This is a genomic window from Aquimarina sp. RZ0, from assembly GCF_008370685.1.
Taxonomy (GTDB): domain Bacteria; phylum Bacteroidota; class Bacteroidia; order Flavobacteriales; family Flavobacteriaceae; genus Aquimarina.
Genome location: NZ_VTZU01000099.1, coordinates 1 through 23,638 on the forward strand (window position 1 = coordinate 1; position 23,638 = coordinate 23,638).

Here is a 23,638-nt window from a genome sequence, read left to right on the forward strand (position 1 = left end):
TTTGTAGGTTTGGTAAACCTTACCTATAATCTCTTTAGATATGAACAAGTAAGCAGGTTAGATGGGATAACTATGTCTAATTGGGAGATGTAAAAAACAACAAGTAGCTATAAAACAATAACTTACATAAAATCGAGTTGAAATGAAAAAATAACGATCATTTTTTAAAGTAAAAATATAGCAGAATAGATATAGAATATTTTTAAAAACCAATTAATAGAGGTCCCCTATAGGTTGTTTATTTAAATAGATGAAATAATTACAAGAAATTAAAATCTATACACAAGAGCTAATAAATAAAGCTAAGTGGTACTTAACTAAAGAGTATTACTTAGAGGCTTTAAATCTTTCATATTTTCAGGCCACTAACTTTATTAATGGACAAAGCCATTAATAAAGAAGAGAACTTGTTTATAGAATCTTTTGACAAAGAGTTACCTGTATTATCTCAATTTCCTGTGGTTTTAGCGGTGGCTATTTCACTATTCTTTAAAAACTTTTGCGACAACCATACCATTTATAAAAAGGGAGACATCTTACAATACAACAAGATGCGTTTCGAGATCAAACTAGTTAAAGAAGACAGCTATATAGTATTTGGTGGTAAACTCACCATTCCTTTTAGAAAAGAAGTAGATCTCGCTTATCGTTTGAAAAGATTGTGCTACGAATATTCTAAATGACTTTAATAAAAATTTATATGATTAATAAACTTTCTCTGCATACGAAGAAGGTTTTATTCCTGATCCATATGCTAAGGCAAGCGCTTTTGTGAATTCTGCTCCAAAGAATAAAATAAGACTAGAATACGAAACCCACAACAGTATTAATATTACAGATCCTGCTGCGCCAAACGTGGATCCAGGATTGACCGTTCCAAAATAAATGCTTAAAGCATATTTGCCAATACTAAATAAAATTGTAGTTACGAAAGCTCCTAACCAAACATCTGTCCATTTCATTTTTACATCAGGTAATACTTTAAATATCATAGCAAATAGTACCGTGGTTAAAACAGTGGATAATATGAAATTGATAATCAGAATAACATAAATGATAATATCTGGGAAATGCCTGCCTATCCAATCGGTAGTTGCAGTTATTAAAGTGGTCAATACCAATGATGTTAAAAGTAGAAGACCAATCATAAGAATCAATCCTAAGGAAAAAATACGGTCTTTAATCATTTTTAATATTTCGTTTTTTGGTTTAGGCTTAACACCCCAAATCGTATTCAAAGACTTTTGTAAAGCAATAAACATTCCTGTTGCACCATAAAGAAGTGTAAAAATACCAATGATAATTAATAAGGTAGGTTGTTCTTGATCTATAGCATTTTTGAGCATTATTTCGATGGTTTTAGCCACATCTTTTCCTAGAACATCAGTAATTTCATTTAAAATTTTTCCTTTTATCTCATTTTTTTCATAAAAAAGACCAGTAGTCTGAATAATTATAATTAACAGTGCAGGAAAAGAAAATAATGCATAGTAACTTACTGCTGCACTCATTTGGAAAGGCTCATTAGCAGTCCAATTTTTATAGGTAGTTATGAGAATCTTAAAGAATGATTTTATAGGTATTATTATATGCTTCATAATACTAAAAGTAAGTTAATCAACGATTTCATTTATAATGTTTCCTGTGGTTCCATTTGGATTTGAAATGCCTAATAAAGATGAAATAGTAGGTGCAATATCTGATACTGTGGTTTTTGTATTAGTAAACCCTTGTGATATACCGTTTCCATAAAATAGTAAGGGGACACGAGAATCATAAGCATATCCACTTCCGTGTGAAGAACCAGTTCTTGAATATGCAATTATTGATGGGGAAAGTGTATAAAAAACATCTCCACTTCTCTTCTGATGAAATCCTTTTTGGAGTAACAATCCTGTGCCGTATGCATAGCTCATATTTTCTAGTTGAGTTCTTGTATACACTTTGTCTATACTTTCAAGAGTTAAAAGGTACCGAGCAATTTTTTTTTGAATTTCTTCTAAATCAAGATTTTTATTGCTTATCAATTCATAATTTAAAAAAACTTGATTGTTTGATATGTTTTCAATGATCTCATCGTTTTGATATAAAGAATTGATGTAATGTTTTATATTTAAGTGAACAGAGGCCTCTTTAAAATATCCTGCTGGAATTTTTACAGATTTTAAATATTGAGGAACCTGTGTGGCTCCGTGATCAGAGGTTAGAAAAACAGTATATTGATCCTTACCTACTTTCTTATCTAAAGTCACTAATAAACGTTCTATATCTTGATCCAGTCGAAGATAAGTATCTTCGACTTCCTTAGAATTTACTCCGAAATTATGCCCAATATAATCTGTACTAGAAAAGCTAATCGTTAAAAAATCAGTATACTCATCCTTTCCCAATTTTTCGCCTACTATTGCAGCAACCGCAAAATCAACGGTTAAACTGTTTCCATATGGAGTATGCTTGATAATATCATATTGGCCGTTAAATTCTTTAAGTCTTAGTAAATCATAAGGAAATACGGCTTTTTCTTTTCCTTTAAAACCTCTTTCAAATTGTGTGCTATCATTTCCGCTTGCAATATAAGAGTCAATTTCATAAAGTGTATCCCAGTTCATAAAATAAGAATCAATCACGTTCGATTCATTAAAATCTACAACCCACTTCGGCAGTTTCGTTATATAATAAGAAGATGAAATCCAACTTCCTTGTCCTTTCCCTCTAAACCAGTAGGCAGCATTAGCTGTATGTCCTCCGGAAAGTATTGCTCCTCTGTCTTTAATTGCGATACTAATAGTTTTACCTCGCATTTGAGTATGTAAACGATTCTGATCGGCTATAGTAGTAGCTTTTAATTGTATTGGAGACATTTTACCTGCGGAACTACTTGTGCCAATTGGAGAAACAGCATTATCTTGAACGCAATATATTTTTTGTTTACTTGTTTTATCGTACCAAGTATTACCAATAATACCATGATTTTGAGGAGTAGTGCCCGTAAAAACAGAAGCGTGTCCGGGAGCAGTAGTAGTAGGAATATAATCAACTTGATGATTATTACAGGAAAAACCATCTTTAATCATTCTTCTAAACCCGCCTTCACCAAATCGATCATTAAAGCGAGTGAGATAATCATAGCGCATTTGATCAACTACAATACCTAAGATAAGTTTAGGTTTTATTTTTTTTATATCGTTTTCAATTTTTTCTTGAGCATTTGCCGATAAAAAAAGTAGGACGATGATACTGGTTAATCTGGAAATCATAAATTCAAATTCATAATAAACCTCAAAGTAGTCAAAAAGTATGTAACTTGATAGTGATTTATGGATACAGTCAAAACTTCTAGGGATTACGTCATATTTAAACACTATTTGTTTCAATATTTGTCTTAGAAAAAAATGTCTACTAAATAAACTCAATGAAGTTTAAAAAAAAACTACTACTCATATCTATATTAATACTTGTAAGTCATTCTCAAGTGCATTCTCAAAATATTGAGATGATGATTCCTAAAAAAGAGAATTATGGTATTGATCAGAAGCATAAAATTATTGTATGGAATTTTAAGATCCCAGACGTTCCGGATTCTAATAGCAATATGCTAAATATAAATTTTGAAGGTGATTATATATTTTCTTCATCATTAGATAGTTTATCATATGAAAAAAGTTATGATGTGAACTATAATGGAGAAATTTTTAAATTATATATTACGCAACTACCTGTTATCAAAATAACTTCAGAAGAAGTTATAGAAGATGATCCAAAAACTCCTTCTCAATTTACATTTGCTAACCAAGATAGTATTAAGAGTGCTATAGCAGGCGTTGAATTACGAGGTAACATTTCACTAAAATTTCCAAAAAAATCTTATGATTTAGAGTTTTGGGAAACCTCTCAAGAAGAAACTTCGGTTGATATGATGTTTGGAGACCTAAGAGAAGACGATGATTGGATTCTAGATGGGTTGTATAATGAACCACTTCGTTTACGATCTTATTTCTGCAATAAACTTTGGTTATCGATTAACAAGCCTTCATATATAAATCAAGAAGAGGGGGCAAAAAGTGGTATTGATTTAATGTTTGTAGAAGTCTTTTTGGATTCAAAATATATCGGAATACATGCGCTGACTGAGCAAGTAGATCGAAAACTCTTACAACTCAAAAAGTATAAAAAAGGTAAAGTAAGAGGTGAGCTATTTAAGGCAGGAAGTCATAATGGAGCTCCTGCGTATAAGATGGCACCAAAATATAAAAATATTTTCCCCCATTGGGCAGGATACGAGGTAGAGTATCCTTTTATAAACTATAAAGCTCAATGGAAAAACATTTATCGATTTACAAAATTCGTGATCAAATCTAAAGATTCCACATTCAAGAAAAGAATAGCAAAAAGGTTTGATTTAGATAATGCTATTGATTATTTTTTGTTTATTAATCTTGTTCGTGCTACAGATAATCTGGGGAAAAACTTCTATGTTGCAAGATACGATAAGAAAACACCTTACTTTAATGTACCTTGGGATTTAGATGGTGTTTTAGGAACTATCCAGGATGGTAAAAGAATTCCAACTACAAATGATATTTTAAGTAATGGGTTATTCGATAGATTGCTTAAAGTGAATCCAAGTAACTATCGAAACCGATTAAAAGCTCGCTGGTTCTCTCTAAGAGAACAACAATTTAGTAATGAAATGTTATTTAAAAACTTGAAGGAGTCTTATGATTATTTCGCAAATAATAAAGTGTACGAAAGAGAATCATTAATTTGGCCCTCAGATGTAGCGTTATCTGATCATTTAGATTATATGGAATCTTGGTTGTCCAATCGTCTTCGATATTTAGATACTTATTTTAATGATTTACCGTAATTTTTGATTGTAACATTCAAAAAAAAGGCTTCTTTTAATGAAAAAGTAGTCATATCCATCAAAAGAGTTACCCTTTATATCATATGCATTAATGTCTCTGCTAGTTCTAATTTATCTTGCTAACAGTAATGCGATATTCACAAAGTTTAAAAATAATTTTAATTCTTAGTCTCTACTTAGTGACTATAAGTAATATTATGGCTTCATTCGATACTACACATTTGACTAACAAAATTATTCCTTTATCAATTATTAAGGAGGCTGGAATAGCACTATCACATTATCCAGAATTAGAAGAAGTGAGCATCGAATTTAGGTTTAAGTCTTCTCTAACGAAGTCATTTATGAAAGCACAACCAAAGTTTTCTTCGATTTTTAGAAAAAAAAATGAACGTGCCTATGTGATTTTGATGAGTGAAACCTTCAAAATAGATGGTTTAGAACTATCTCTAAAAGATATCCCAGAAAATGTATTGATAGGTTGGTTGGGACACGAGTTAGGTCATATTATGGATTATCATAGAAGAAGTAGTTTGAATCTTGTGCTATTTGGGATACAATATTGGATTTCTCCAAATTATATAAGAGAGGCAGAACGAATGGCAGATACCTATGCAATAACACATGCTATGCAAGATTACATCTTAGCTACTAAAAAGTTTATCCTTAACCATAGTTCCTTATCTGAAAAATATAAAGCACGTATTAGAAGACTATATCTATCCCCTGATGAAATATTGCTTTTGGTTAAAGAGCAAGAAGCAAATAAATTGAAATATTGAATACACTCAACTAACTATTATTTAACTAAAAAAGAATACTAATGAAAGCTATACTGGAAAAAGCAGAAAATTACATATTCGAACTCTTTAAGGAACAATTACCCACGACGTATTTATACCATAATTTTCTGCATACACAAAGAGTTGTAGAAAGTGTAAAAGAGATTATCGAAAAAACTGATATTAGTAATGAAGACTCAGAAGCTGTTCAGATTGCCGCTTGGTTTCATGATGCAGGATATATTAAAGGAGAAGAAAACCATGAAAAAGAAAGTGTACGAATAGCATCAGAATTTTTATCAGAATATCAAATAAGTGACAAGGCAATAGCGATAATAGAAAACTGTATTTTGGCGACAGAGTTTGAGAAAAAGCCAAATACTATTCTTGAAGAAATTATCAAAGATGCTGACAGCTCTCATTTGGCTAAAGATTATTTTGCTGAAGTGAGTGAACTTCTGCATCAGGAGCTAATACTCCAAGGTATTTCAGAACTTTCTGGAAAAGAATGGAGAGCTGAAAATGTGAAATTATTTTCTAAACAACACAAATACTACACCCGATATGCAGTTGAAAATTGGGAACCAGAAAAAAATAAAAACTTATTAAATCTTCTTAAAAAACAAAAGAAAAATAAAAAGAAACACAAAAAAGAGGTTGTCAAAGCAAAACTTAAGGCAAAATACAAAGACGAAAGCCCGGAGAGAAGTATTCAGACCTTATTTAGAGTCACCCTAAGAAATCATATTAAGTTAAGTGATATAGCGGATACCAAGGCTAATATCTTACTTTCTGTAAACGCGATTATTATTTCACTGGCGTTAGCAAATCTAATTCCTAAACTTGATGCAGCAAGCAATCGTCACTTAATGATTCCTAGCTTAATTTTAGTACTCTTTAGTGTGGCCTCTATTATTTTATCAATAATGTCTACACAACCAAAAGTAACTGAAGGAGAGTTTACTACAGAGCAGGTAAAGAATAGAAAAGTAAACTTATTATTTTTTGGGAATTTTTACAAAATGCCTTATGAAAGATATCAATGGGCAATTGATGAAATCATTAATGATAAGTCCTATGTATATAAAATGCTAACCAAAGATCTTTATTTATTGGGACTGGTGTTGAAGAAGAAGTACACTTTATTAAAAATAACATACATCGTATTTACCATAGGAATTATACTATCGGTACTAGCTTTTATTATAGCCTTTACAGGTATAGATTTAGTAGAACAAGTAGGTAATCCAGAAATTTTAGATAAAATCACAGAATAAACATGGCAATTATAGGATCATTAATAAAAGGAGCAATTGAGTTAAAAGGGGCATTAACCTCTGAACCCAATCATATAGAAGCGCAACAAAAAATACTGGAGATGCTATTAAAAACAGCTTCTGATACTGCCTTTGGTAAAACATATGAGTTCAATAAGGTTCTCGAATCAGAAGATTTACAAAAAGCATACGCTGATAAAGTACCTTATTTCGACTACCATCAGTTACATAAAGAATGGTGGTCTAGAGTGATTGATGGTGAAGAGGATGTAACCTGGCCAGGTAATCCTGATTATTTCGCATTGAGTTCTGGTACTACTGGAAAAAAAAGTAAACGTATTCCGGTTACAAATGATATGATTGAAGCCATTCGTAATGCAGGAATTAAACAAGTTGAAGCATTATCTAATTTTGATTTACCTGCAGAATTCTTTGAAAAAGAAATCATGATGTTGGGGAGCTCTACTGATTTACAAGAAAAAGATGGACATCTCGAAGGAGAAATCAGTGGTATTAGTGCTAGCAATATTCCTTTTTGGTTTGAAGGGTTTTATAAACCTGGTCGTGATATTGCAAAAATTGATGATTGGGATAAACGCGTTCAGCGTATTGCGGAAAAAGCAAAAGATTGGGATATTGGAGCATTGAGTGGTATCCCATCCTGGATGGAGTTAATGCTTCAGAAAGTTATTGACTATCACAATGCTGAAACTATACACGATATTTGGCCAAACTTACAAGTCTATACTTCTGGAGGAGTAGCTTTTGCACCTTATGAGAAAAGCTTTAATAATTTATTGGAACATCCCATTACCGTAATCGATACATATCTCGCTTCAGAAGGATTTATAGCCTATCAAGAACGTCCAGAAACTGATGCGATGAAGTTAATTACAGATAATGGTATTTATTTCGAATTCGTTCCTTTTCAACCGGAATATATCAACCAAGATGGTTCCTTAAAACAAGATGCACCCTCAATCACATTAGCAGAAGTAGAAACAGATCAGGATTATGTGTTATTAATAAGTACTGTTTCTGGTGCTTGGCGATATATTATCGGTGATACCATAGAATTTACGGATGTAACTAGAGCTGAAATTAGAATTACTGGGCGTACTAAGTTTTTCTTAAATGTTGTTGGTTCGCAACTATCAGTTAATAAAATGAATACCGCTTTACGAGAAATTGAAGGAAAGTTTGATATCGAAGTTCCTGAGTTTACGTTAGCAGCGACAAGGATTAATGACGAGTTTAATCATCATTGGTATTTGGGTACGGAAACTTCTGTAGAAAACAACGTTCTAGCGGAAACGCTAGATGAGGTACTTAAAAAAGCTAACAAGAATTATAGAGTAGCCCGAAGCAAGGCTTTAAAAGGAGTAAAAGTAACCACAGTACCGATGTCCATATTTTCAGAATGGAGTGGGGCACAAAAGAAAAAGGGAGGACAGGTAAAAATGGAACGTGTTATGTCTGAAGAAAAGTTTGCGGAATGGGAAACCTTTGTATCAGAAAATATTTCAAATTAAAAAGATCGGTCTATGAACTATAAATATATAATTCTTATTATACTTACTGTTTTTGTTTCTGGTTGTGCATTGTATGAACCAAAATACAGAGAACCTTTTGATGATTCTGTTGCACTGGAAGAAAAAGAAATAGAAAAAACTTTTTATCTAATTGGTGATGCTGGATATGCAAAACCAGATCAGAGTACCTCTGCACTATTGGCTTTAGAAAAATATCTAGAGAATCATAAACAAAAAGGAAACTATACCATTTTTCTTGGGGATAATATATATCCTGATGGAATGCCTAAAAAGGATAAAAAAGACAGAAAAATAGCAGAACATCGTTTAGATGCTCAAATAGATGCTGTAAGAAATTTTAATGGGCAAGTTTATTTCATTCCTGGCAACCATGATTGGTATAATGAGGGCTTAAAAGGATTAGAGCGAGAGGAAAAGTACTTTGAGGAGAAATTAAAAGATAAGAAAGTGTTTAGGCCATCAAAAGGTTGTGCACTGGAAAGTATAGAAATTACAGATAATATTCAATTGATTATTCTAGACTCACAATGGTATCTTGAAGATTGGGATAAACACCCAACAGTTAATGATAATTGTCCAGAGATCAAAACTCGCGAGGCGATGTTTCTTGAGGTAGAAAGTGAATTCAAGAAAAATCAGGATAAAACAATTCTTTTTGCTTTACACCATCCCTTATATACTAATGGCGTTCACGGAGGTAAATATGCCCCTGTTAAACACCTATATCCATCACAAAAAAAAGTGCCAGTACCTATTTTGGGATCACTGGCCATGCAAATCCGTACAGCAGGAGCAATATCCACTCAGGATAATCAGAACAAGCAATATAAATCTTTGGTACAGCGATTAGAAACATTGGCTAAAGGATCAGAACGAATCATTTTTGCTTCAGGTCACGAACATTCTTTGCAGTATATAGAACATAATGGAATCAAGCAGATTGTCTCTGGAGCTGGAGCTAAAAATTCATACGCTACTTTAAGTAATGATGGACTTTTTGCTTATGGAGGACAAGGTTTTGTAAAGTTAGATGTTTATAAAGATGGAGCTGTATGGGCTTCGTTTTTTGGCAGTAAAAATAATAAGCCAGAATTGCTTTTCAAGAAAGAAATTTATGAAAAAACTCCAACATATGATCTTACTTCTATTTCTGAAATAACCCAACCAACTATTGCTGCTTCGATTTATGAAAAAGAAGGTACTGATCGAACTGATTTTTATGAAAGCATTTGGGGGGATCATTATAGAGATTTATATGGTACAAAAATCCAAACTAAAGTTGCTATTTTGGATACATTATATGGAGGGTTAGAAGCCGTGCGTAAAGGAGGAGGACATCAAACTAGATCATTACGGTTAAAAAGAAAAGATGGTAAAGAGTACAATATGCGAGCTCTAAAAAAGAGTGGTATAAAGTTTTTACAATCTACTGTTTTTCAGAATAACTATGTAGAAGAATCTTTAGAAAACACTATTTCAGAAGATATTCTGTTAGATTTTTATACAGCAGGACATCCATATATTTTTACAGTAATTCCCGAATTATCAGATGCTGTTGGAATTTTTCATACGAATCCTAAGCTGTATTATGTTCCAAAACAAAATGCTTTAGGAAAATACAACGTTGATTATGGAGACGAATTGTATATGATTGAGGAACGACCTGAAGAGAATCATAAAGATTTAGCCTCCTTTGGAAAACCTGATGACATAGAAAGTACTTCGGATGTATATGAAAGATTGAGAAGAGACGAAAAATATAAAATAGATGAATCATCGTATATAAGAGCCAGAATTTTTGATATGTTAATTGGAGATTGGGATCGGCATCAAGATCAATGGAGATGGGCAGAATATGAACAGGAAAATGGAGATCATATTTTTAAACCTATACCGAGGGATAGAGATCAGGCCTTTTCTAATTTTGATGGAGGGTTTTTAGGAACTCTGAGAGGATTAATGGGATTTGCAAATCAATTTCAGGTTTATGATGAGGAATTAAAAGATGTAAAGTGGATTAATTCTTCTGCTACTAGATTAGATCGTACCTTGATTAGAAATAGTGGAAGAGATGAGTGGCTAAAGCAAGCAAAATACATACAACAAAATCTTACAGATACAGCTATAGAAAGTGCTTTTCTGAATATTCCTACTGAAGCAAAAGGAGAGGACTTAGATAATATTAAGAAGAACCTAAAAGGAAGAAGACAAAATATAGTTGATATCGCAGATCGATACTATGATTATCTTACTAGTCTAGCTATTGTAATGGGTACGGATAAAGATGATCTTATAGAGATTTATCGGATGAAGAAAGGTAAAACTAGAGTAACAGTTTCCAGAATTAAGGATGGTCTAAAAGGGAAAATTGTAAGTGATAAAATATTTGATAAGAAAGAAACCAAAGAAATTTGGATTTATGGGCTAGATGATGATGATGTTTTTGAGTCAAGTGGAAAAGCAGATAATCCAATAAAAATCAATATTATTGGAGGGCAGAATAACGACATTTATCGATTTAAAAAAGGTCGTAAAATTGCTGTGTATGATCACAAGAGTAAGCCTAATACCATTGAGAAAAAAGGTGGAGCAAGAATTAGATTTACAGATAATTATCAAATTAATAATTTTGATAAGAATGAAGGTGTGTTAACTACTTCTTCTGTATTACCAGTCATTGGTTTTAATCCAGATGACGGCGTGCGTATAGGTCCGATGGCAGTGTATACGATTAATGGATTCCATAGAAATCCTTTTTCCAGTAGTCATAGTTTTTCTGGTGGATATTATTTTGCGACACAAGGTTTTGACCTTGGATATCGTGGTGAATTTGCAGGGATATTAGGAGATTATAATATGTTGATTGGTCTTAAATACACTAGTCCTAGTTTTGCAATAAATTTCTTTGGCTTTGGAAATGAGACAGAAAATAATCAAGATGAATTAGATTTTGATTATAATCGAGTGAGATTAAGCACTTATGGAGTTTCTCTAGGAGCAGTTAAAAATGGACGTTTAGGTAGTTACTTTGAATATAAAGGTTCTATAGAAGGTATAAAGGTGGATGATACTCCAGATCGTTTTATCACTCAGGAAGCAGGTTTACAAAATCCAGACGCTTTTGATCGCAAATGGTTTGCTGGATTGGATGGAACCTATAGATATGAAAGTTATGATGTGGTTGTCAATCCTACCAGGGGAATGAAATTTGAAGTTAACGTCGGAGGAAGAATGAATGTGGAAGATACTGATCGAACTTTTGGGTATATCAAACCATACCTTGGGTTTTATAACGCACTAACCCGTAATCGTAAGTTGGTTCTCAAAACTGCTGCTCAAGGACAATTTAATATCGGAGAAAATTATGAATTTTATCAAGCGGCACAATTGGGGGATGAGAACTTGTTAAGAGGTTATCGAACGGAGCGTTTTACAGGACAATCTTCACTAGCTGGTAGTGCAGATATTCGATATAGTTTTAATCAATTTAAAACTCGAATTCTACCATTACAAATTGGAATATTTGTTGGAGGTGATACAGGTCGAGTGTGGATTGCTGATAATGATACTTCTGATAAATGGCATAGTGATTATGGAGGTGGTTTTTGGATAAATAGTGCGAATGCCATGAGTGGAACTTTTAATCTATTTACTGGAGAAGACGGAGCCAGATTTTCATTTTCTTTTGCTTTTAAATTTTAAAACATTTTATGATTAAGCATATACTACTTCTTATATTATTGGTTATTACAGTATCTGTTAAATCTCAGGTTTCTGATCTTGCACGAGTAGAATATACTTTTTTTCCGCAAAAGGATAGCGACAACTCTTTTAGGAGACTCAGAGTATTTGCTAAGTATCCAATAAAATTGAATAGTAAAGGAAGCTATCTGGTACCTGGTATCGAATATAGAAACGTGAATTTTATTTATAGAGATGAAACTGATTTTGATACTAATGAATTAGAACGGTTCAGTTCGTTTGAGGGTAGTCTGACATACACTTTTTTGTTAAAAAACAACAGGCGCTTTGCAGCACAGACGGGAGCTATAGTAGCTTCTAATTTTGAGGGAGAAGGGGTAGGTGCGGAAGATATTTTGTTTACAGGTTCGATTTTTTTCGTAAAGGATAAAACAAAAGAGGCTGTCTCAAAACCTTGGCGCCTTATTTTGGGGATGCGATATTCTACAACCGCTGGAAGACCTTTTCCATTACCCTTTATAAATTATTATCGGGAGTTTCGTCCTAATTGGTCGTTTGTTTTAGGAGTCCCCAAATCTAATATCAAATATCGTTTTAAAAAGAAAAATGCATTGCAAAGCTTCGTTACATTAGATGGTTTCTTTGCTAATATTCAAAACAATCGAAATTTTACTGATATCATAACTTCAGAAGAGAAAGTAGCGAACAATATTTCAATGACAATTGTACTTGCTGGACTAGGATATGAAAGATATCTCTCGGATCACTTGGTTTTATATTCTTATGCTGGTTTTACGGTTGTAAATGATATACGTTTACGTAATGATGATCAGGAAAATGTACTCACAATTAATGATCAAAATAGTTTCTATATTCGAGGTGGGTTAAAGTTTAAAATATAATTTTGAATATCTTATGGTAGGGCAGATGCTTGTGTGTCTGTATCAAAAGTAAACTTTTTTTAAGTAAACCCCGCAACGCTTGTTGAGGGGTTTCAATTTTTTAAGCCAGACTTATTGAAATAAAACGTTATAGAAGGCTTTTCGAATTTGGAGAATTTCAAAATACTAGTGTCTTAAGTTGCAGATACTTTGTTCATTGCTGTTGCAATCAAATTATCACCTTTTAAAATTTCGAAAACAGAATAGTTCGCACTATCATTATGCAATGATCTTACTAACGTCTGCGCTACATCATCTCTACTAATCTCTCCAGAACTTTTTAATTTTGAATCTAAAATTATTTTACCTGTACCTGGTTCATCTGTTAGACTTCCCGGTCTTACTATGGCAAAATTTAAATCACTACTCTTTAAGTATTCATCAGCATTGTGTTTAGCTCTTAAATATTCTTTTAATTCATCTGCATCCTCGGGAGAATCTGCTCCCATCGAACTAAGCATAACAAATTTTTTAATTTTAGTTTTATTTGATAAATCTATTAGTTTTTTTGCTCCTTCTTGATCCACTTCTACAACTTTTTTTCCTCCAGAGCCGGCTGCAAAAATCACCTTATCTATCCCTTCAGTCACACCAGAAATATCTTCTTCCAGGTCCCTAACCACTGTATCAATATTTCTACTTTCAAATTGCTTTTTTTGCTCTTCTTTTCTAATCATCGCTACAGGGTTAAAGTATTGCGATGCTTCTAAAAGATTAACTATTTTTTGTCCCACAGCGCCATTAGCACCTGCTATTAATATATTTTCCATAAAACATTTATTTAGTTACAAAGCTCCCCTTATTCTGTCGTATTGCTTAATCCAAATCATATAATATTTAGCTCATATAGAATAACTTGTTGTTGATATGAGTCAACAATTTTAGGGATTATGATAACAACTGTCTTAAGGTAATTGGATCTTTGTATAGAGAGAATTATTAACAAAAAAAATAATCATGAAGTTAGATAAAAGTGTTTTTATTATTACTGGTGCTTCAAGTGGTATCGGTGAAGCAACAGCTCTGAAACTTGCAGAAAAAGGTGTACAAGTTGTATTGACGGCAAGAAGAGAAGACAAGCTAAAAGAACTAAAATATAAGATTGAGAAAAGCGGCGGTAATGCACTTGCAGTCACAGGCGATGTTACGAAAAAAGAAGATTTTGATAACGTTGTATCTGAAACCTTAAATGAATATGGTACCATTAATGGAATTATTAATAATGCAGGTCTCATGCCACTATCCTATGTTAAGAATTTGAAAATCGAAGAATGGGAGAAAATGGTAGACGTTAACATTAAAGGGGTGCTTAACGGAGTTGCTGCTGTAATCCCAACGCTAATAGAAAATAAAGGAGGACATATCATAAACATATCTTCAACAGCAGCTTATAAATATTTTCCAGGTGGAGCAGTTTATTGTGCAACGAAAGCGGCAGTTAAAATGTTCTCAGAAGGACTCCGACAAGAGTTATCTCCTAAATATGGTATTAATGTAACGTCAATTGAACCAGGAGCAGTTTCCACAGAACTTATGGAAACTATTACAGATGAGGAAATTTTGGAAAAATTATCAGACATGCAAAAGATGACTACTCTAGAGGCAGAAGATATTGCAGAAGCGATTTATTATGCTATTTCACAGCCAAAACGTGTAAATATTAACGACGTATATATTATGCCTAGCGAACAACAATAAGTAAGAGTCTCTTTTTTTTTTAAGACGAAACTATTAACACAAAAATTACTATGAAAACTATAACAAAGGAAAATACAATTACAACTATTAATCCAGCAACTGGTGAAGAGATACAACACTATGAATATATAACAGATGAGGTACTCACTACTAAAATTGAAAATTGTCATAATGCTTTTTTAAACTGGAGACATGTATCCTTAGAAGAAAGAGCTGAGGCTATACGGAACTTAGGGAAAAGCTTAAAAAAATATAAGACTGAAATTGCTGAAACCATGACCAAGGAAATGGGCAAACTGTTATCACAAAGTGAACATGAGGTAGACTTGTGCGTCGCTATTTGCGAATATACAGCAGAAAATGGACCTAAGGAACTCCAAGATGATGAGCGCGAGCTTTCGAATGGTGGCAAAGGTATTGTTGCATATAGACCATTAGGTGTTATTTATGGTATCCAACCTTGGAATTATCCCTCTTATCAAGTGGTTAGATACGCTGTTGCAAGTATAATGGCCGGTAATGGTGTGCTGTTAAAACATGCTTCAAATGTAACAGGTTCTGCTAAAATATTAGAGAAAGTATTTCAGGATTCAGGCTTGCCAAAAGATCTTTTCACAGTTTTGATCATAAATCATGAACAATCTGATAGTGTTATAAAAAATGATTTAGTGAGAGGTGTCACATTAACCGGAAGTCCTAATGCTGGTAAGGATATAGGCGAAAAGGCAGGTGCGCAATTGAAAAAAACGGTATTGGAATTAGGAAGTAATGATGCTTATATTGTACTGGATGATGCTGATATCGATGTGGCTGTTAAAATGTGTGTTAAAGGTCGTATTTACAATAATGGAGAAACCTGTATTGCCGCAAAACGCTTTATAGTTGTTGAATCTGTTTATGAATCTTTTAAAAAAGGTTTTGTAGCAGCTATGGAAGCTATAAAAATAGGGGATCCTTTTTCTAATGAAAATGATATGGGCCCCATAGCAAGAGAGGATTTACGAGATGAGTTGCATGATCAGGTAAGGCAAAGTGTAGCGAATGGAGCAGAAGTATTATGTGGAGGAGAGATTCCTGAAGGAAAAGGGTTTTATTATCCGGCAACTATTTTAGGGTCAGTACAACCAGGCCAACCTGCTTATGAAGATGAGTTATTTGGACCTGTAGCATCATTAATAAAAGCCAAAGATACAGAGGATGCTTTTCGCATAGCAAACGATAGTAGGTTCGGATTGGGCGGTGGAATATTTTCTAAAGATATAGATAAGGCTATAAAATTAGCAGAAGACCATTTTGAAACAGGAATGGTATTTATAAACTCTTTTGGATTAGCCGAGCCAACCATGCCATTTGGTGGTATTAAAAACTCTGGTTTTGGAAGAGAACATGGAGGTTTTGGAGTAAAAGAGTTCGTAAATGTTAAATCTGTTATCCTGAGAGATTAATTTCTTTGGATATACGTGATTATAAGATTGCGTTTCTTGATGAGAAATAAGAAATAATACGGAAGAACCAGAACAAGTAACTTTTAGAACACGATTGGAAATATAATACACTAATTTATTACATAAATCTTTATCCCAACCTTTACGATGATAAAGATCATAGCAATAGTTCTAAATTACAGGGATTATTGTTAAACAATTACGTGAACAGAAATGTCTGTAAGTATTATTAAGATAATATCACCACGTGTTTTTTATTATTATAAGTAAAAGAGTTAACCAGTTCTGGTTCTATTTAATATCAAAAGGATAGGAATTAAAAATAGATGTCATATATTGAAATAAAGGAAACGATCATTATGAGTATAAATCTACTGCAATTACTTTTTGACTATCATGATTTAAATTTTCATAGAGTAATTTATGTATTTTATCCTGTAAAATAATATCGATAAAACAAAAATTATATTCTTGTCTATATAACAGAATTCATAATTTTTGGAACTCCAACGATTTCTAAGAATTCATAATAATGTATTACTAGAACTTCATCTTGAAAATTAATATTTGAATTGTGTTATGTAACTAGTAACCCATCTATAATAAAGGACTAAAGAATCGTGCAATACCTTCAGATAATTTTCGTTTTATCCCTCGTTTTTTATAAGTATCATACTTCAATAATACACTCTCTCGGCAATCTGCGATAAAATCTTGACAAATGCTTTCTGCGATAGGTGTGTCATAGATCAAGGCATTAGTTTCAAAATTATGTTCAAAACTTCGGTGATCAAAATTACCTGAACCTACAGAAGCAATTTCACCATCCATGATAATAACTTTGCTATGTAAGAAATCATCTTTTTGTTGGTAGATCTCAATTCCTAGAAACAATAATTCTTCAAAAAAAGATAGCATACTATATTTAGCTAACCAGGAATCTGATTTTTTTGGCACTAATAATTTAATGGTTACTCCACTTAACGCAGCTATTCTAAGAGCTTCAAGCATCGCATTGTTTGGAATGAAATATGGGTTAGAAATATAAATATATTCTTCAGCGAGATTAATCATGGTAATATATTGCTGCATAATCGAAGGATGATCTGCATCAGGCCCACCTGCTACAATCTGGACCGCTACATCTCCCTGTTTCTTAGTTTCTGGGAGGTATTTATTGGTTAATAATAACTCTTCATTACTTGCAAAATAATAATCTTTGATAAACACTCGATGTAGGCTATCCACTGCTGGACCATTCAGATATAAGTGTGTGTCATCCCAAATTCCCAGTTCTGATTTGGGATTAATATATTTGTCAGAAATATTAACACCTCCTGTAAAACCAACTTCACCATCAATAATTATAATTTTACGGTGATTTCGATAATTTAAAGTAAACAAAATACTCCCAAAATGCAGGGGCATTATTGGATATACGCTCGCTCCTATATCCTTAAATTTTTTAATCGCTTTTTTGCGTAATGAATAACTGCCTATAGCATCATATAAAATTCGTACTTCGACATTGTTTTCCAGTTTTTCTTTTAATAAAGAATAAAGTTTGTCAAATAATTCTCCTTCTTCAAAAATGTAGTATTGGAGGTGTATGAATTTTTCAGCTTTTTGAATTTCTTTAAAAATAGAATCAAAAGTCTCTTTCCCATTTTGAAGTACTTTCACTTGATTTGCGGGTTGGGTAGCAAAATTTGAACTATTTCGTAATAATTTAGATAACTTCGAGCTCTTCTTGTTTTCAAATTCTATTTTTTGTTCTTTGACCAATCGATTTCGAAAATTTTCATCATATAAACGCCTTCTAACGGTCTGTTTAAGTTTAAAAAACTTAAATCTTCTTCGATTTATACCAAAAACAATATATAATATGATTCCTAAAAATGGAAAAATTAAGACAATAAGAAGCCAACTTAGGGATTTTGTAGGCCTGGAGCCATAAAGAATAATATGTAGAATAGCTAAAAGAGTGATAGTGCCATATAAGCCAATTGTGAGGATCATATTAATAATATTTTAAATGAGTATAACAATTGCTATGATTTTTAAATGGGTTACTATTTATAGCTATTGGACTACTAAAGTTTCGTAGTGGTTTTTATTTTTATTAAAAGTAAAAATTTAAATAGTATGGGGGTCATTTCTACCGATAAAAATAAAATTACACTAATTTATAATTCAGATATTTCATTAGGTAAGCAAACTTACAGTTACGTAAAATCGTCTGATAAAGATATCTTAGCCATTGATACTTCAAAAACCAATATTACCGGAACACAATGGTTGGAAATTGCAGATGGTCTTAATTTGGATATTTCGGATTTGATCCAGAAAGAATTTCCTAACTATAGAAAGTTGTACGATCCAAAAGTTAAACTTAAGCCAGAAGATTGGATAAAGATCATTCAAAATCATCCAGAGGTGGTTTGGTTCCCTATTTTAATTATGGGAAATAGTTTCTATCTAATTAAAGCTCCTTCTGATTTTATTAATTTAACCGATGCGGATAGCGCTGATTTCTCAAGAAAATTATCTTAAAAAAAAAGATAATTTTCTTCGGAATTAAAGTAAATTATCTTTTTTTGAAATGTTTTCCTCTGGTATATTATCAAAGAAGTTCGCTACTAAATCTCGATCTTCTTTGAGGTTATTTCTTTGAATAAAAGTTCCTTTTGATCCGTTGATGGTTTTGAGTATATATAGAACAGAAGTGTCTCCAGGATTTTTAATTCCTTCGAACAGGTATCTTGCGACTACATATACTTCGTTAGGTTTAAATTCTTTGGAATTAGAAACATCGATAAGTTTATTCTGATGTAAAATATAATCTGACGTATATCCTTTTTTTTTATAAATCTCTTTGTATTTATTTTCGTTGACATCAAAATTTGATTCCATTAATTTGTTTTTTATTATCCTATGATGTTAAAAATGATAAGAAAGTAGAAGCACATTAAGAAAAATAGTAGAAAAAAGAAAAGGATAGCATAGGTTGCTATTTTTTTATATCCTAATTTAAAAAGAGGTATCCTTTTTAGTCTTAACATAATTATTAATTCATAAAACAATTAGTACAAACAAGTAATTATTTGGAATTGCCTGTTTGTACTAATTGTTTTGCTTCATTATGGTTAATTGTCATCAGTCACATCTTCAACAGCATCTTTAACCTCTTCTGCACCATCTTCTACTGCATCACCTACTTCTTCTACTGCATCTTCTATTTTTTCTCCTGTACTTTTCTTTTCTCTACAACTTGTACTTGCAACAATTAAACAAAGTGCTGCAAATGATATTATTATTTTTTTCATGATAATTAAATTTAAGGTTAGTTATGCTTTGAATCTTTTACCAAATATTAGAGATAAAATAAAGAGCACTATAAATATGAAGAATAAGATTTTAGCAATACTGGCAGCTCCTGCGGCAATACCTCCAAAACCGAATATACCGGCAACAATTGCAAGAATAACAAAGATAATAGTGTAACGTAACATAGTGATAGTTTTAATTAGTAATAGCTCTTTACTTTAGAGCAATTCGATTCTCAAATTTTTACAATGTAAATTTCTTAAATTATTAGGTTCTTCATTAACTGTATCACTAAGATTGTTAACTCCATTACAGTGTGAGACCTATTTCTCACTCGAAATGGTTAAATTAGAAGTATCTTTATACGCATAGCTTTCAATAATCAAGATAGATGAAGAAAAAAATAGAAGTGCAAGACCAGAATGTCAAAAATTTAGTGATTGATTTAGCTAATAGTCTTGGGATAGATTATGAAAATTCTCATCAAGAATATTGTGTGCGATTACCCGAGGAATTTGGTTCTGGATATATGAAATCTTATCAGTTTGATTTTGGAATTGGAGTTGTTGAAACTGATTATTTATTGAAAAAGGAGTTTAACTATGAATTAGCGAAAGGAATTGTTCATCCTTTAAAAATTATGTTTAACAGGGAATCTGGTTTTTATCACAAGTTTGAAAATAGTGAAGGGTTTCATGAAATACGTAGATTAGAAAATGCAATGATTTCTAGTACTTCCAAAAACAATCATATTTTTAAAACTCCAGCGAATACGCCTATTTGTATTTTTAGTATCGAGATCAATAGAAAATTATTTGAGGAAAAAATAGAATCTTTTCTACCGAATATGAACGAAGACCTTATAGAGTTGTTTAGAGATGTAAATGGGATCAATCAATTTTATTATAAGAATTATTATAGTCTTGAGATTTCTAAGTTTATTTCAGAATTCACAGAGTGTGAGCTTACCGGCTTTATGCGCCAAGTTTATCTAGAAGGAAAGGCGTACGAAATATTAACACATCAATTACAACAATATCTTGATGACCTTAATGAACCAGATAAAAGATTAATTTTACGGCAAGCTACTATAGAGAGTATAGAAGATGCCGTATCTATAATTAAGGAGGAAATCGATAGCATCGGCAATATCGTAGATATAGCAAAGCGTGTGGGACTCAATCAAAATACATTGCAAAATGGTTTTAAGCAACTATATAAAACCTCAGTAAACGAGTATATCAAAAACTACAGAATAGATACAGCTAAGGAATTACTAGAATCTTCTGACCTTAATATTACTGAGATTACGTATAAAGTAGGTATCAACTCTAGAAGTTACTTTGCTAAATTATTTAAAAAACGTTTTGGTATAAATCCAAAACAATACTTAAATCAGGTGCGGAATAAAAAAGATGATTCCAAATCCGCATAAAACGTTTAACGTTAATAAAATACTCAATAAAACTCTTTTTAACTGCGAAAATTCATTATCGTATTAGTCTTAAACTGATCAATAGTGTTAGTATATGTTTCAAAATTGTTAATCTGTTTACTCTAAATCTAATTTCTTTGCACAAAGCATAAAATATAGCATAGAATTTAGAAATAGAATGCAAAAAATTGAGATACATAGCATAGATGGTGTAGAAATTTTAGAACAACTTAATGCCCATTTGAAAGGAAAATTAACCGATCAATGGGGAGAAAAAGTTCTAGAATTCAATAATGAATTCGGACAAGGAGTTGTGCGAAGTATTGCATTTGATTGGGGAGTTTCTTTAGTAGATTATGATGTTAGTTTTGTTCAAGACACTAAAATTGTATTCAGTATTGAAAAAGCCAATCCTATAGAATTTATTTTTATATCTGAAGGTAAACTCAATTATACTAATAATACGGAACAAAGGCCATATACTTTTGAACGATATCAAAACATAATTATATCTACCCAAAAGTTTTCTAAAGAAACGTATGTTTTTCCTAAAACTGCAGCTGTTAAAGTCAATTATATTTATGTATTACCAGGCGAATATGCTAAAAAAAAGAATAACAACTTATCTTATTTAAGTAAAAGTTTATTCTCCGCATTTACTGAAGAAAATGAAAAATCTCCATATAAACATTATGGTAATTATAACCTGAAGATAGCAGATCAGATCAAGCAGCTACAGGAAAGTTATGAAAGTGGTATCATACGCACGCTTTCTATTGAGGGGCAACTCAATTTGATTCTGGCAATGCAGATGTTGGAGCATAACAATTACGAAAACGGTTTAGCGTTGCCAGAATCACTTTCTAAAGAGGATATCAAAAAGATTCATAACTTATCTGTTTTTATTATTGATAATATTTCAGAACCATTGTCAGTACAATCTTTGGCAACTAAGGCCGGTATGAGTCCTAAAAAATTACAACTTGGATTCAGGGTTTTATATTCTAAATCTGTAAACGAATATATAAGACAGTTAAAACTAGAAATCTCCAGGGACTTCATAAAAAACACAGATGATTCTATTTCTGAGATAGTGTATAATATTGGTTTTAAAAGTCGAAGCTACTTCTCGAAAATCTTTTCTGAACGTTATGGAATTTTACCGACGGAATACAGAAAAAAAATCAAAGCAAAGGATTAGGATTAATAATTTACTTTTTTGGATTAAAAACAATACTGCTTTCTACTTTAAATTTACCTCAGAATTTAAACCTGATGTCACTTAATAATGCATTAGGTTTTTGATTGATTAATTCATAACCTAAATCGAAATCATTGAAATGGAGAATAAAAAAACAATAGTAAACCTCAGATTTAAATCAAATTTACCTGCTGATGAAGTTTGTGAAATATCAACAAACCGAAAACAGATACTAAAAAATACCGAAGGACTAATTTCATTATTTTGTTATACAAATGAAGAGACTAACATTATTGGAGGTACTTACATTTTTGAAAACATCCAACTGGCACATCAATATTTAGGGCAGTTTTTAACTCAAGGTATTGGTCCGAAATATGGAATAATTCCAGTCACACTAAAAATAGATATCGGTTGCCTAAAAGATGAAATACAAGGAGATAAAATAGAATAGAAAATCCTGTTAGTATACTAAAGGAATACCTTCATAATATACCGGTTTAAGCATGGACTCATAAGAGATATCATTCTTAAAAAATTCTTTAGCGATTGGATGTGCTTTCAATTTCAGCGCATTAGGAAGATTTAGGATATAATCGATTTCATCCATATCGGTTTTAGAATTTAACCAAATATCACTTAGATTATTAGGGACAAATATAGGCATCGTAGTATTTAGATTTTGTATCTTGTTTACAATACCTGTCGTTTTTGTCATTAGCATTGAACAAGTAATGAACCCATCATCTAGTATATTATAAATTCCCGCGATATAAAAAGGTTTTTTATCATCCAGATAAACATAATAAGGATATAGAGTCCCATTGTACAAATGATATATAAAAAAACCAGTTACAATAATGAGACAACGCCTTTTATAGTAAGGTTCTTTAAATATCCCTCTGGAATGTAAGTTTTCTTTAGGGACATTTAAAGTGTCCAAAGCTTTTTGGAAATCAGACCATTCACCTTCATAGTTGTCCGGCAGTAGTCCCCAAATAGCATATAATATATGATCTGGGTTATCCATCGTAATAATAGATAATGTAGCCTCTTGAGTACCATCGATTACTGAACTTGGGGTGTATAACCTCGGAAACTTATACTTAATACCTAATTCATTTTCGATGAATTCTCTCTCCGCAATATTTGAAATCTTTTTATACATTATTATTAATTACTTGTGCAAGTAAATAAAAAATCAGGTGCTAAGTTAGCGCGTATCAATTAAATAATAACGCATTTAATAAGTTGAACGTTAAAATTTAATAATTATTTATTGATTTGTCACGTCCTAAAATACGGCTACAGATTAATATTAAAATTTAAGCGGCACTTTGGTGCACGTAATTAGGTGTTTTATAGTCTAAAGATAAATGTAATCTTTTATTGTTATATAATTTGATTGCG

At 31.9% G+C, this 23,638-nt stretch carries 21 protein-coding genes; 13 read left to right on the plus strand and 8 right to left on the minus strand.

All coding sequences use genetic code 11. The features are described from left to right. Positions 1–377: 377 nt before the first annotated feature. On the plus strand, positions 378–683 hold the full coding sequence (locus F0000_RS24350; RefSeq protein ID WP_149627333.1) for a hypothetical protein: 306 nt from the start codon (positions 378–380) through the stop codon (positions 681–683). Positions 684–704: 21 nt separating this feature from the next. On the opposite strand, the gene F0000_RS24355 is transcribed toward F0000_RS24350, so the two are convergent. Next, a complete protein-coding gene (locus F0000_RS24355) occupies positions 705–1,598 on the minus strand; it encodes a YihY/virulence factor BrkB family protein (protein WP_149627334.1) in 894 nt (297 codons plus the stop codon). Positions 1,599–1,613: 15 nt separating this feature from the next. Next, positions 1,614–3,374, minus strand: a complete 1,761-nt coding sequence (pafA, locus tag F0000_RS24360) for an alkaline phosphatase PafA (protein ID WP_255452882.1) — start codon at positions 3,372–3,374, stop codon at positions 1,614–1,616. A 38-nt stretch (positions 3,375–3,412) separates the two neighbouring features. On the opposite strand from pafA, the gene F0000_RS24365 reads away from it, so the two are divergent. From F0000_RS24365 to F0000_RS24390, 6 genes are all read left to right on the plus strand, one after another. After that, positions 3,413–4,867 carry a CotH kinase family protein gene (locus F0000_RS24365; protein WP_149627335.1) on the plus strand — a complete coding sequence of 485 codons (1,455 nt, stop codon included), beginning with the start codon at positions 3,413–3,415 and terminating at the stop codon, positions 4,865–4,867. Positions 4,868–5,064: 197 nt separating this feature from the next. Beyond that, complete coding sequence (locus F0000_RS24370) at positions 5,065–5,649, plus strand: hypothetical protein (protein ID WP_149627336.1); 585 nt, start codon at positions 5,065–5,067, stop codon at positions 5,647–5,649. A 41-nt stretch (positions 5,650–5,690) separates the two neighbouring features. Next, the gene (locus F0000_RS24375; protein WP_149627337.1) at positions 5,691–6,926 is read left to right on the plus strand and encodes a Pycsar system effector family protein; all 1,236 of its coding nucleotides are present in this window, start codon (positions 5,691–5,693) and stop codon (positions 6,924–6,926) included. Positions 6,927–6,928: 2 nt separating this feature from the next. Then, a complete protein-coding gene (locus tag F0000_RS24380; protein ID WP_149627338.1) occupies positions 6,929–8,458 on the plus strand; it encodes a GH3 auxin-responsive promoter family protein in 1,530 nt (509 codons plus the stop codon). Between the two features lie 12 nt (positions 8,459–8,470). Continuing rightward, positions 8,471–12,181, plus strand: a complete 3,711-nt coding sequence (locus tag F0000_RS24385; protein ID WP_149627339.1) for a metallophosphoesterase — start codon at positions 8,471–8,473, stop codon at positions 12,179–12,181. Positions 12,182–12,189: 8 nt separating this feature from the next. Further along, the gene (locus F0000_RS24390; RefSeq protein ID WP_149627340.1) at positions 12,190–13,083 is read left to right on the plus strand and encodes a DUF6268 family outer membrane beta-barrel protein; all 894 of its coding nucleotides are present in this window, start codon (positions 12,190–12,192) and stop codon (positions 13,081–13,083) included. Between the two features lie 173 nt (positions 13,084–13,256). Here F0000_RS24390 and F0000_RS24395 read toward each other — a convergent pair whose 3' ends face one another. Beyond that, entirely contained in the window at positions 13,257–13,892 is a 636-nt protein-coding gene (locus F0000_RS24395; protein ID WP_149627341.1) for an SDR family oxidoreductase, read from the minus strand. A gap of 187 nt (positions 13,893–14,079) precedes the next feature. Here F0000_RS24395 and F0000_RS24400 point away from each other — a divergent pair, with 187 nt between their 5' ends. Both F0000_RS24400 and F0000_RS24405 read left to right on the plus strand, forming a co-directional pair. Then, positions 14,080–14,820: an SDR family oxidoreductase gene (locus F0000_RS24400; RefSeq protein ID WP_149627342.1), complete on the plus strand. Its 741-nt coding sequence runs from the start codon at positions 14,080–14,082 to the stop codon at positions 14,818–14,820. 50 nt (positions 14,821–14,870) lie between these two features. Continuing rightward, complete coding sequence (locus F0000_RS24405) at positions 14,871–16,265, plus strand: NAD-dependent succinate-semialdehyde dehydrogenase (RefSeq protein WP_149627343.1); 1,395 nt, start codon at positions 14,871–14,873, stop codon at positions 16,263–16,265. A gap of 597 nt (positions 16,266–16,862) precedes the next feature. On the opposite strand, the gene cls is transcribed toward F0000_RS24405, so the two are convergent. Next, on the minus strand, positions 16,863–18,284 hold the full coding sequence (cls, locus tag F0000_RS24410) for a cardiolipin synthase (RefSeq protein ID WP_149627344.1): 1,422 nt from the start codon (positions 18,282–18,284) through the stop codon (positions 16,863–16,865). Positions 18,285–18,410: 126 nt separating this feature from the next. Here cls and F0000_RS24415 point away from each other — a divergent pair, with 126 nt between their 5' ends. Continuing rightward, positions 18,411–18,818: an arsenate reductase family protein gene (locus F0000_RS24415; RefSeq protein WP_149627345.1), complete on the plus strand. Its 408-nt coding sequence runs from the start codon at positions 18,411–18,413 to the stop codon at positions 18,816–18,818. Positions 18,819–18,842: 24 nt separating this feature from the next. Here F0000_RS24415 and F0000_RS24420 read toward each other — a convergent pair whose 3' ends face one another. From F0000_RS24420 to F0000_RS24430, 3 genes are all read right to left on the minus strand, one after another. Next, positions 18,843–19,178 carry a hypothetical protein gene (locus F0000_RS24420; protein ID WP_149627346.1) on the minus strand — a complete coding sequence of 112 codons (336 nt, stop codon included), beginning with the start codon at positions 19,176–19,178 and terminating at the stop codon, positions 18,843–18,845. A gap of 233 nt (positions 19,179–19,411) precedes the next feature. Then, positions 19,412–19,591 (minus strand): hypothetical protein, encoded by a 180-nt coding sequence (locus F0000_RS24425; protein ID WP_118461217.1) that lies wholly within the window; start codon positions 19,589–19,591, stop codon positions 19,412–19,414. Positions 19,592–19,612: 21 nt separating this feature from the next. After that, positions 19,613–19,777, minus strand: a complete 165-nt coding sequence (locus tag F0000_RS24430; protein ID WP_118461219.1) for a DUF1328 domain-containing protein — start codon at positions 19,775–19,777, stop codon at positions 19,613–19,615. Positions 19,778–19,983: 206 nt separating this feature from the next. Between F0000_RS24430 and F0000_RS24435 the strand changes: the two genes are divergently transcribed. The 3 genes from F0000_RS24435 to F0000_RS24445 all read left to right on the plus strand — a co-directional run bounded on the left by F0000_RS24435 (position 19,984) and on the right by F0000_RS24445 (position 22,682). Further along, complete coding sequence (locus tag F0000_RS24435; protein WP_149627347.1) at positions 19,984–21,027, plus strand: AraC family transcriptional regulator; 1,044 nt, start codon at positions 19,984–19,986, stop codon at positions 21,025–21,027. 178 nt (positions 21,028–21,205) lie between these two features. Continuing rightward, on the plus strand, positions 21,206–22,228 hold the full coding sequence (locus F0000_RS24440; RefSeq protein WP_149627348.1) for an AraC family transcriptional regulator: 1,023 nt from the start codon (positions 21,206–21,208) through the stop codon (positions 22,226–22,228). Between the two features lie 139 nt (positions 22,229–22,367). Then, positions 22,368–22,682, plus strand: coding sequence for a YdhR family protein (locus tag F0000_RS24445; RefSeq protein ID WP_149627349.1), 315 nt, complete (start codon positions 22,368–22,370; stop codon positions 22,680–22,682). A 9-nt stretch (positions 22,683–22,691) separates the two neighbouring features. Here the strand turns inward: F0000_RS24445 and F0000_RS24450 are convergent, their stop codons facing one another. Continuing rightward, entirely contained in the window at positions 22,692–23,396 is a 705-nt protein-coding gene (locus tag F0000_RS24450; protein WP_149627350.1) for an SOS response-associated peptidase, read from the minus strand. Between the last annotated feature and the right edge of the window lie 242 nt (positions 23,397–23,638).

Excerpts from the sequence above, each read along its gene's own strand:
- F0000_RS24430 (WP_118461219.1), bottom strand. The coding sequence starts at position 19,777 with ATGTTACGTTACACTATTATCTTTGTTATTCTTGCAATTGTTGCCGGT.
- F0000_RS24440 (WP_149627348.1), top strand. The coding sequence starts at position 21,206 with ATGCAAAAAATTGAGATACATAGCATAGATGGTGTAGAAATTTTAGAA.
- F0000_RS24405 (WP_149627343.1), top strand. The coding sequence starts at position 14,871 with ATGAAAACTATAACAAAGGAAAATACAATTACAACTATTAATCCAGCA.
- F0000_RS24435 (WP_149627347.1), top strand. The coding sequence starts at position 19,984 with ATGAAGAAAAAAATAGAAGTGCAAGACCAGAATGTCAAAAATTTAGTG.
- F0000_RS24350 (WP_149627333.1), top strand. The coding sequence starts at position 378 with ATGGACAAAGCCATTAATAAAGAAGAGAACTTGTTTATAGAATCTTTT.
- F0000_RS24425 (WP_118461217.1), bottom strand. The coding sequence starts at position 19,591 with ATGAAAAAAATAATAATATCATTTGCAGCACTTTGTTTAATTGTTGCA.
- cls (WP_149627344.1), bottom strand. The coding sequence starts at position 18,284 with ATGATCCTCACAATTGGCTTATATGGCACTATCACTCTTTTAGCTATT.
- F0000_RS24415 (WP_149627345.1), top strand. The coding sequence starts at position 18,411 with ATGGGGGTCATTTCTACCGATAAAAATAAAATTACACTAATTTATAAT.
- F0000_RS24365 (WP_149627335.1), top strand. The coding sequence starts at position 3,413 with ATGAAGTTTAAAAAAAAACTACTACTCATATCTATATTAATACTTGTA.
- F0000_RS24420 (WP_149627346.1), bottom strand. The coding sequence starts at position 19,178 with ATGGAATCAAATTTTGATGTCAACGAAAATAAATACAAAGAGATTTAT.
- F0000_RS24400 (WP_149627342.1), top strand. The coding sequence starts at position 14,080 with ATGAAGTTAGATAAAAGTGTTTTTATTATTACTGGTGCTTCAAGTGGT.
- F0000_RS24355 (WP_149627334.1), bottom strand. The coding sequence starts at position 1,598 with ATGAAGCATATAATAATACCTATAAAATCATTCTTTAAGATTCTCATA.
- F0000_RS24450 (WP_149627350.1), bottom strand. The coding sequence starts at position 23,396 with ATGTATAAAAAGATTTCAAATATTGCGGAGAGAGAATTCATCGAAAAT.
- F0000_RS24445 (WP_149627349.1), top strand. The coding sequence starts at position 22,368 with ATGGAGAATAAAAAAACAATAGTAAACCTCAGATTTAAATCAAATTTA.
- F0000_RS24385 (WP_149627339.1), top strand. The coding sequence starts at position 8,471 with ATGAACTATAAATATATAATTCTTATTATACTTACTGTTTTTGTTTCT.
- F0000_RS24395 (WP_149627341.1), bottom strand. The coding sequence starts at position 13,892 with ATGGAAAATATATTAATAGCAGGTGCTAATGGCGCTGTGGGACAAAAA.
- F0000_RS24370 (WP_149627336.1), top strand. The coding sequence starts at position 5,065 with ATGGCTTCATTCGATACTACACATTTGACTAACAAAATTATTCCTTTA.
- F0000_RS24390 (WP_149627340.1), top strand. The coding sequence starts at position 12,190 with ATGATTAAGCATATACTACTTCTTATATTATTGGTTATTACAGTATCT.
- F0000_RS24375 (WP_149627337.1), top strand. The coding sequence starts at position 5,691 with ATGAAAGCTATACTGGAAAAAGCAGAAAATTACATATTCGAACTCTTT.
- F0000_RS24380 (WP_149627338.1), top strand. The coding sequence starts at position 6,929 with ATGGCAATTATAGGATCATTAATAAAAGGAGCAATTGAGTTAAAAGGG.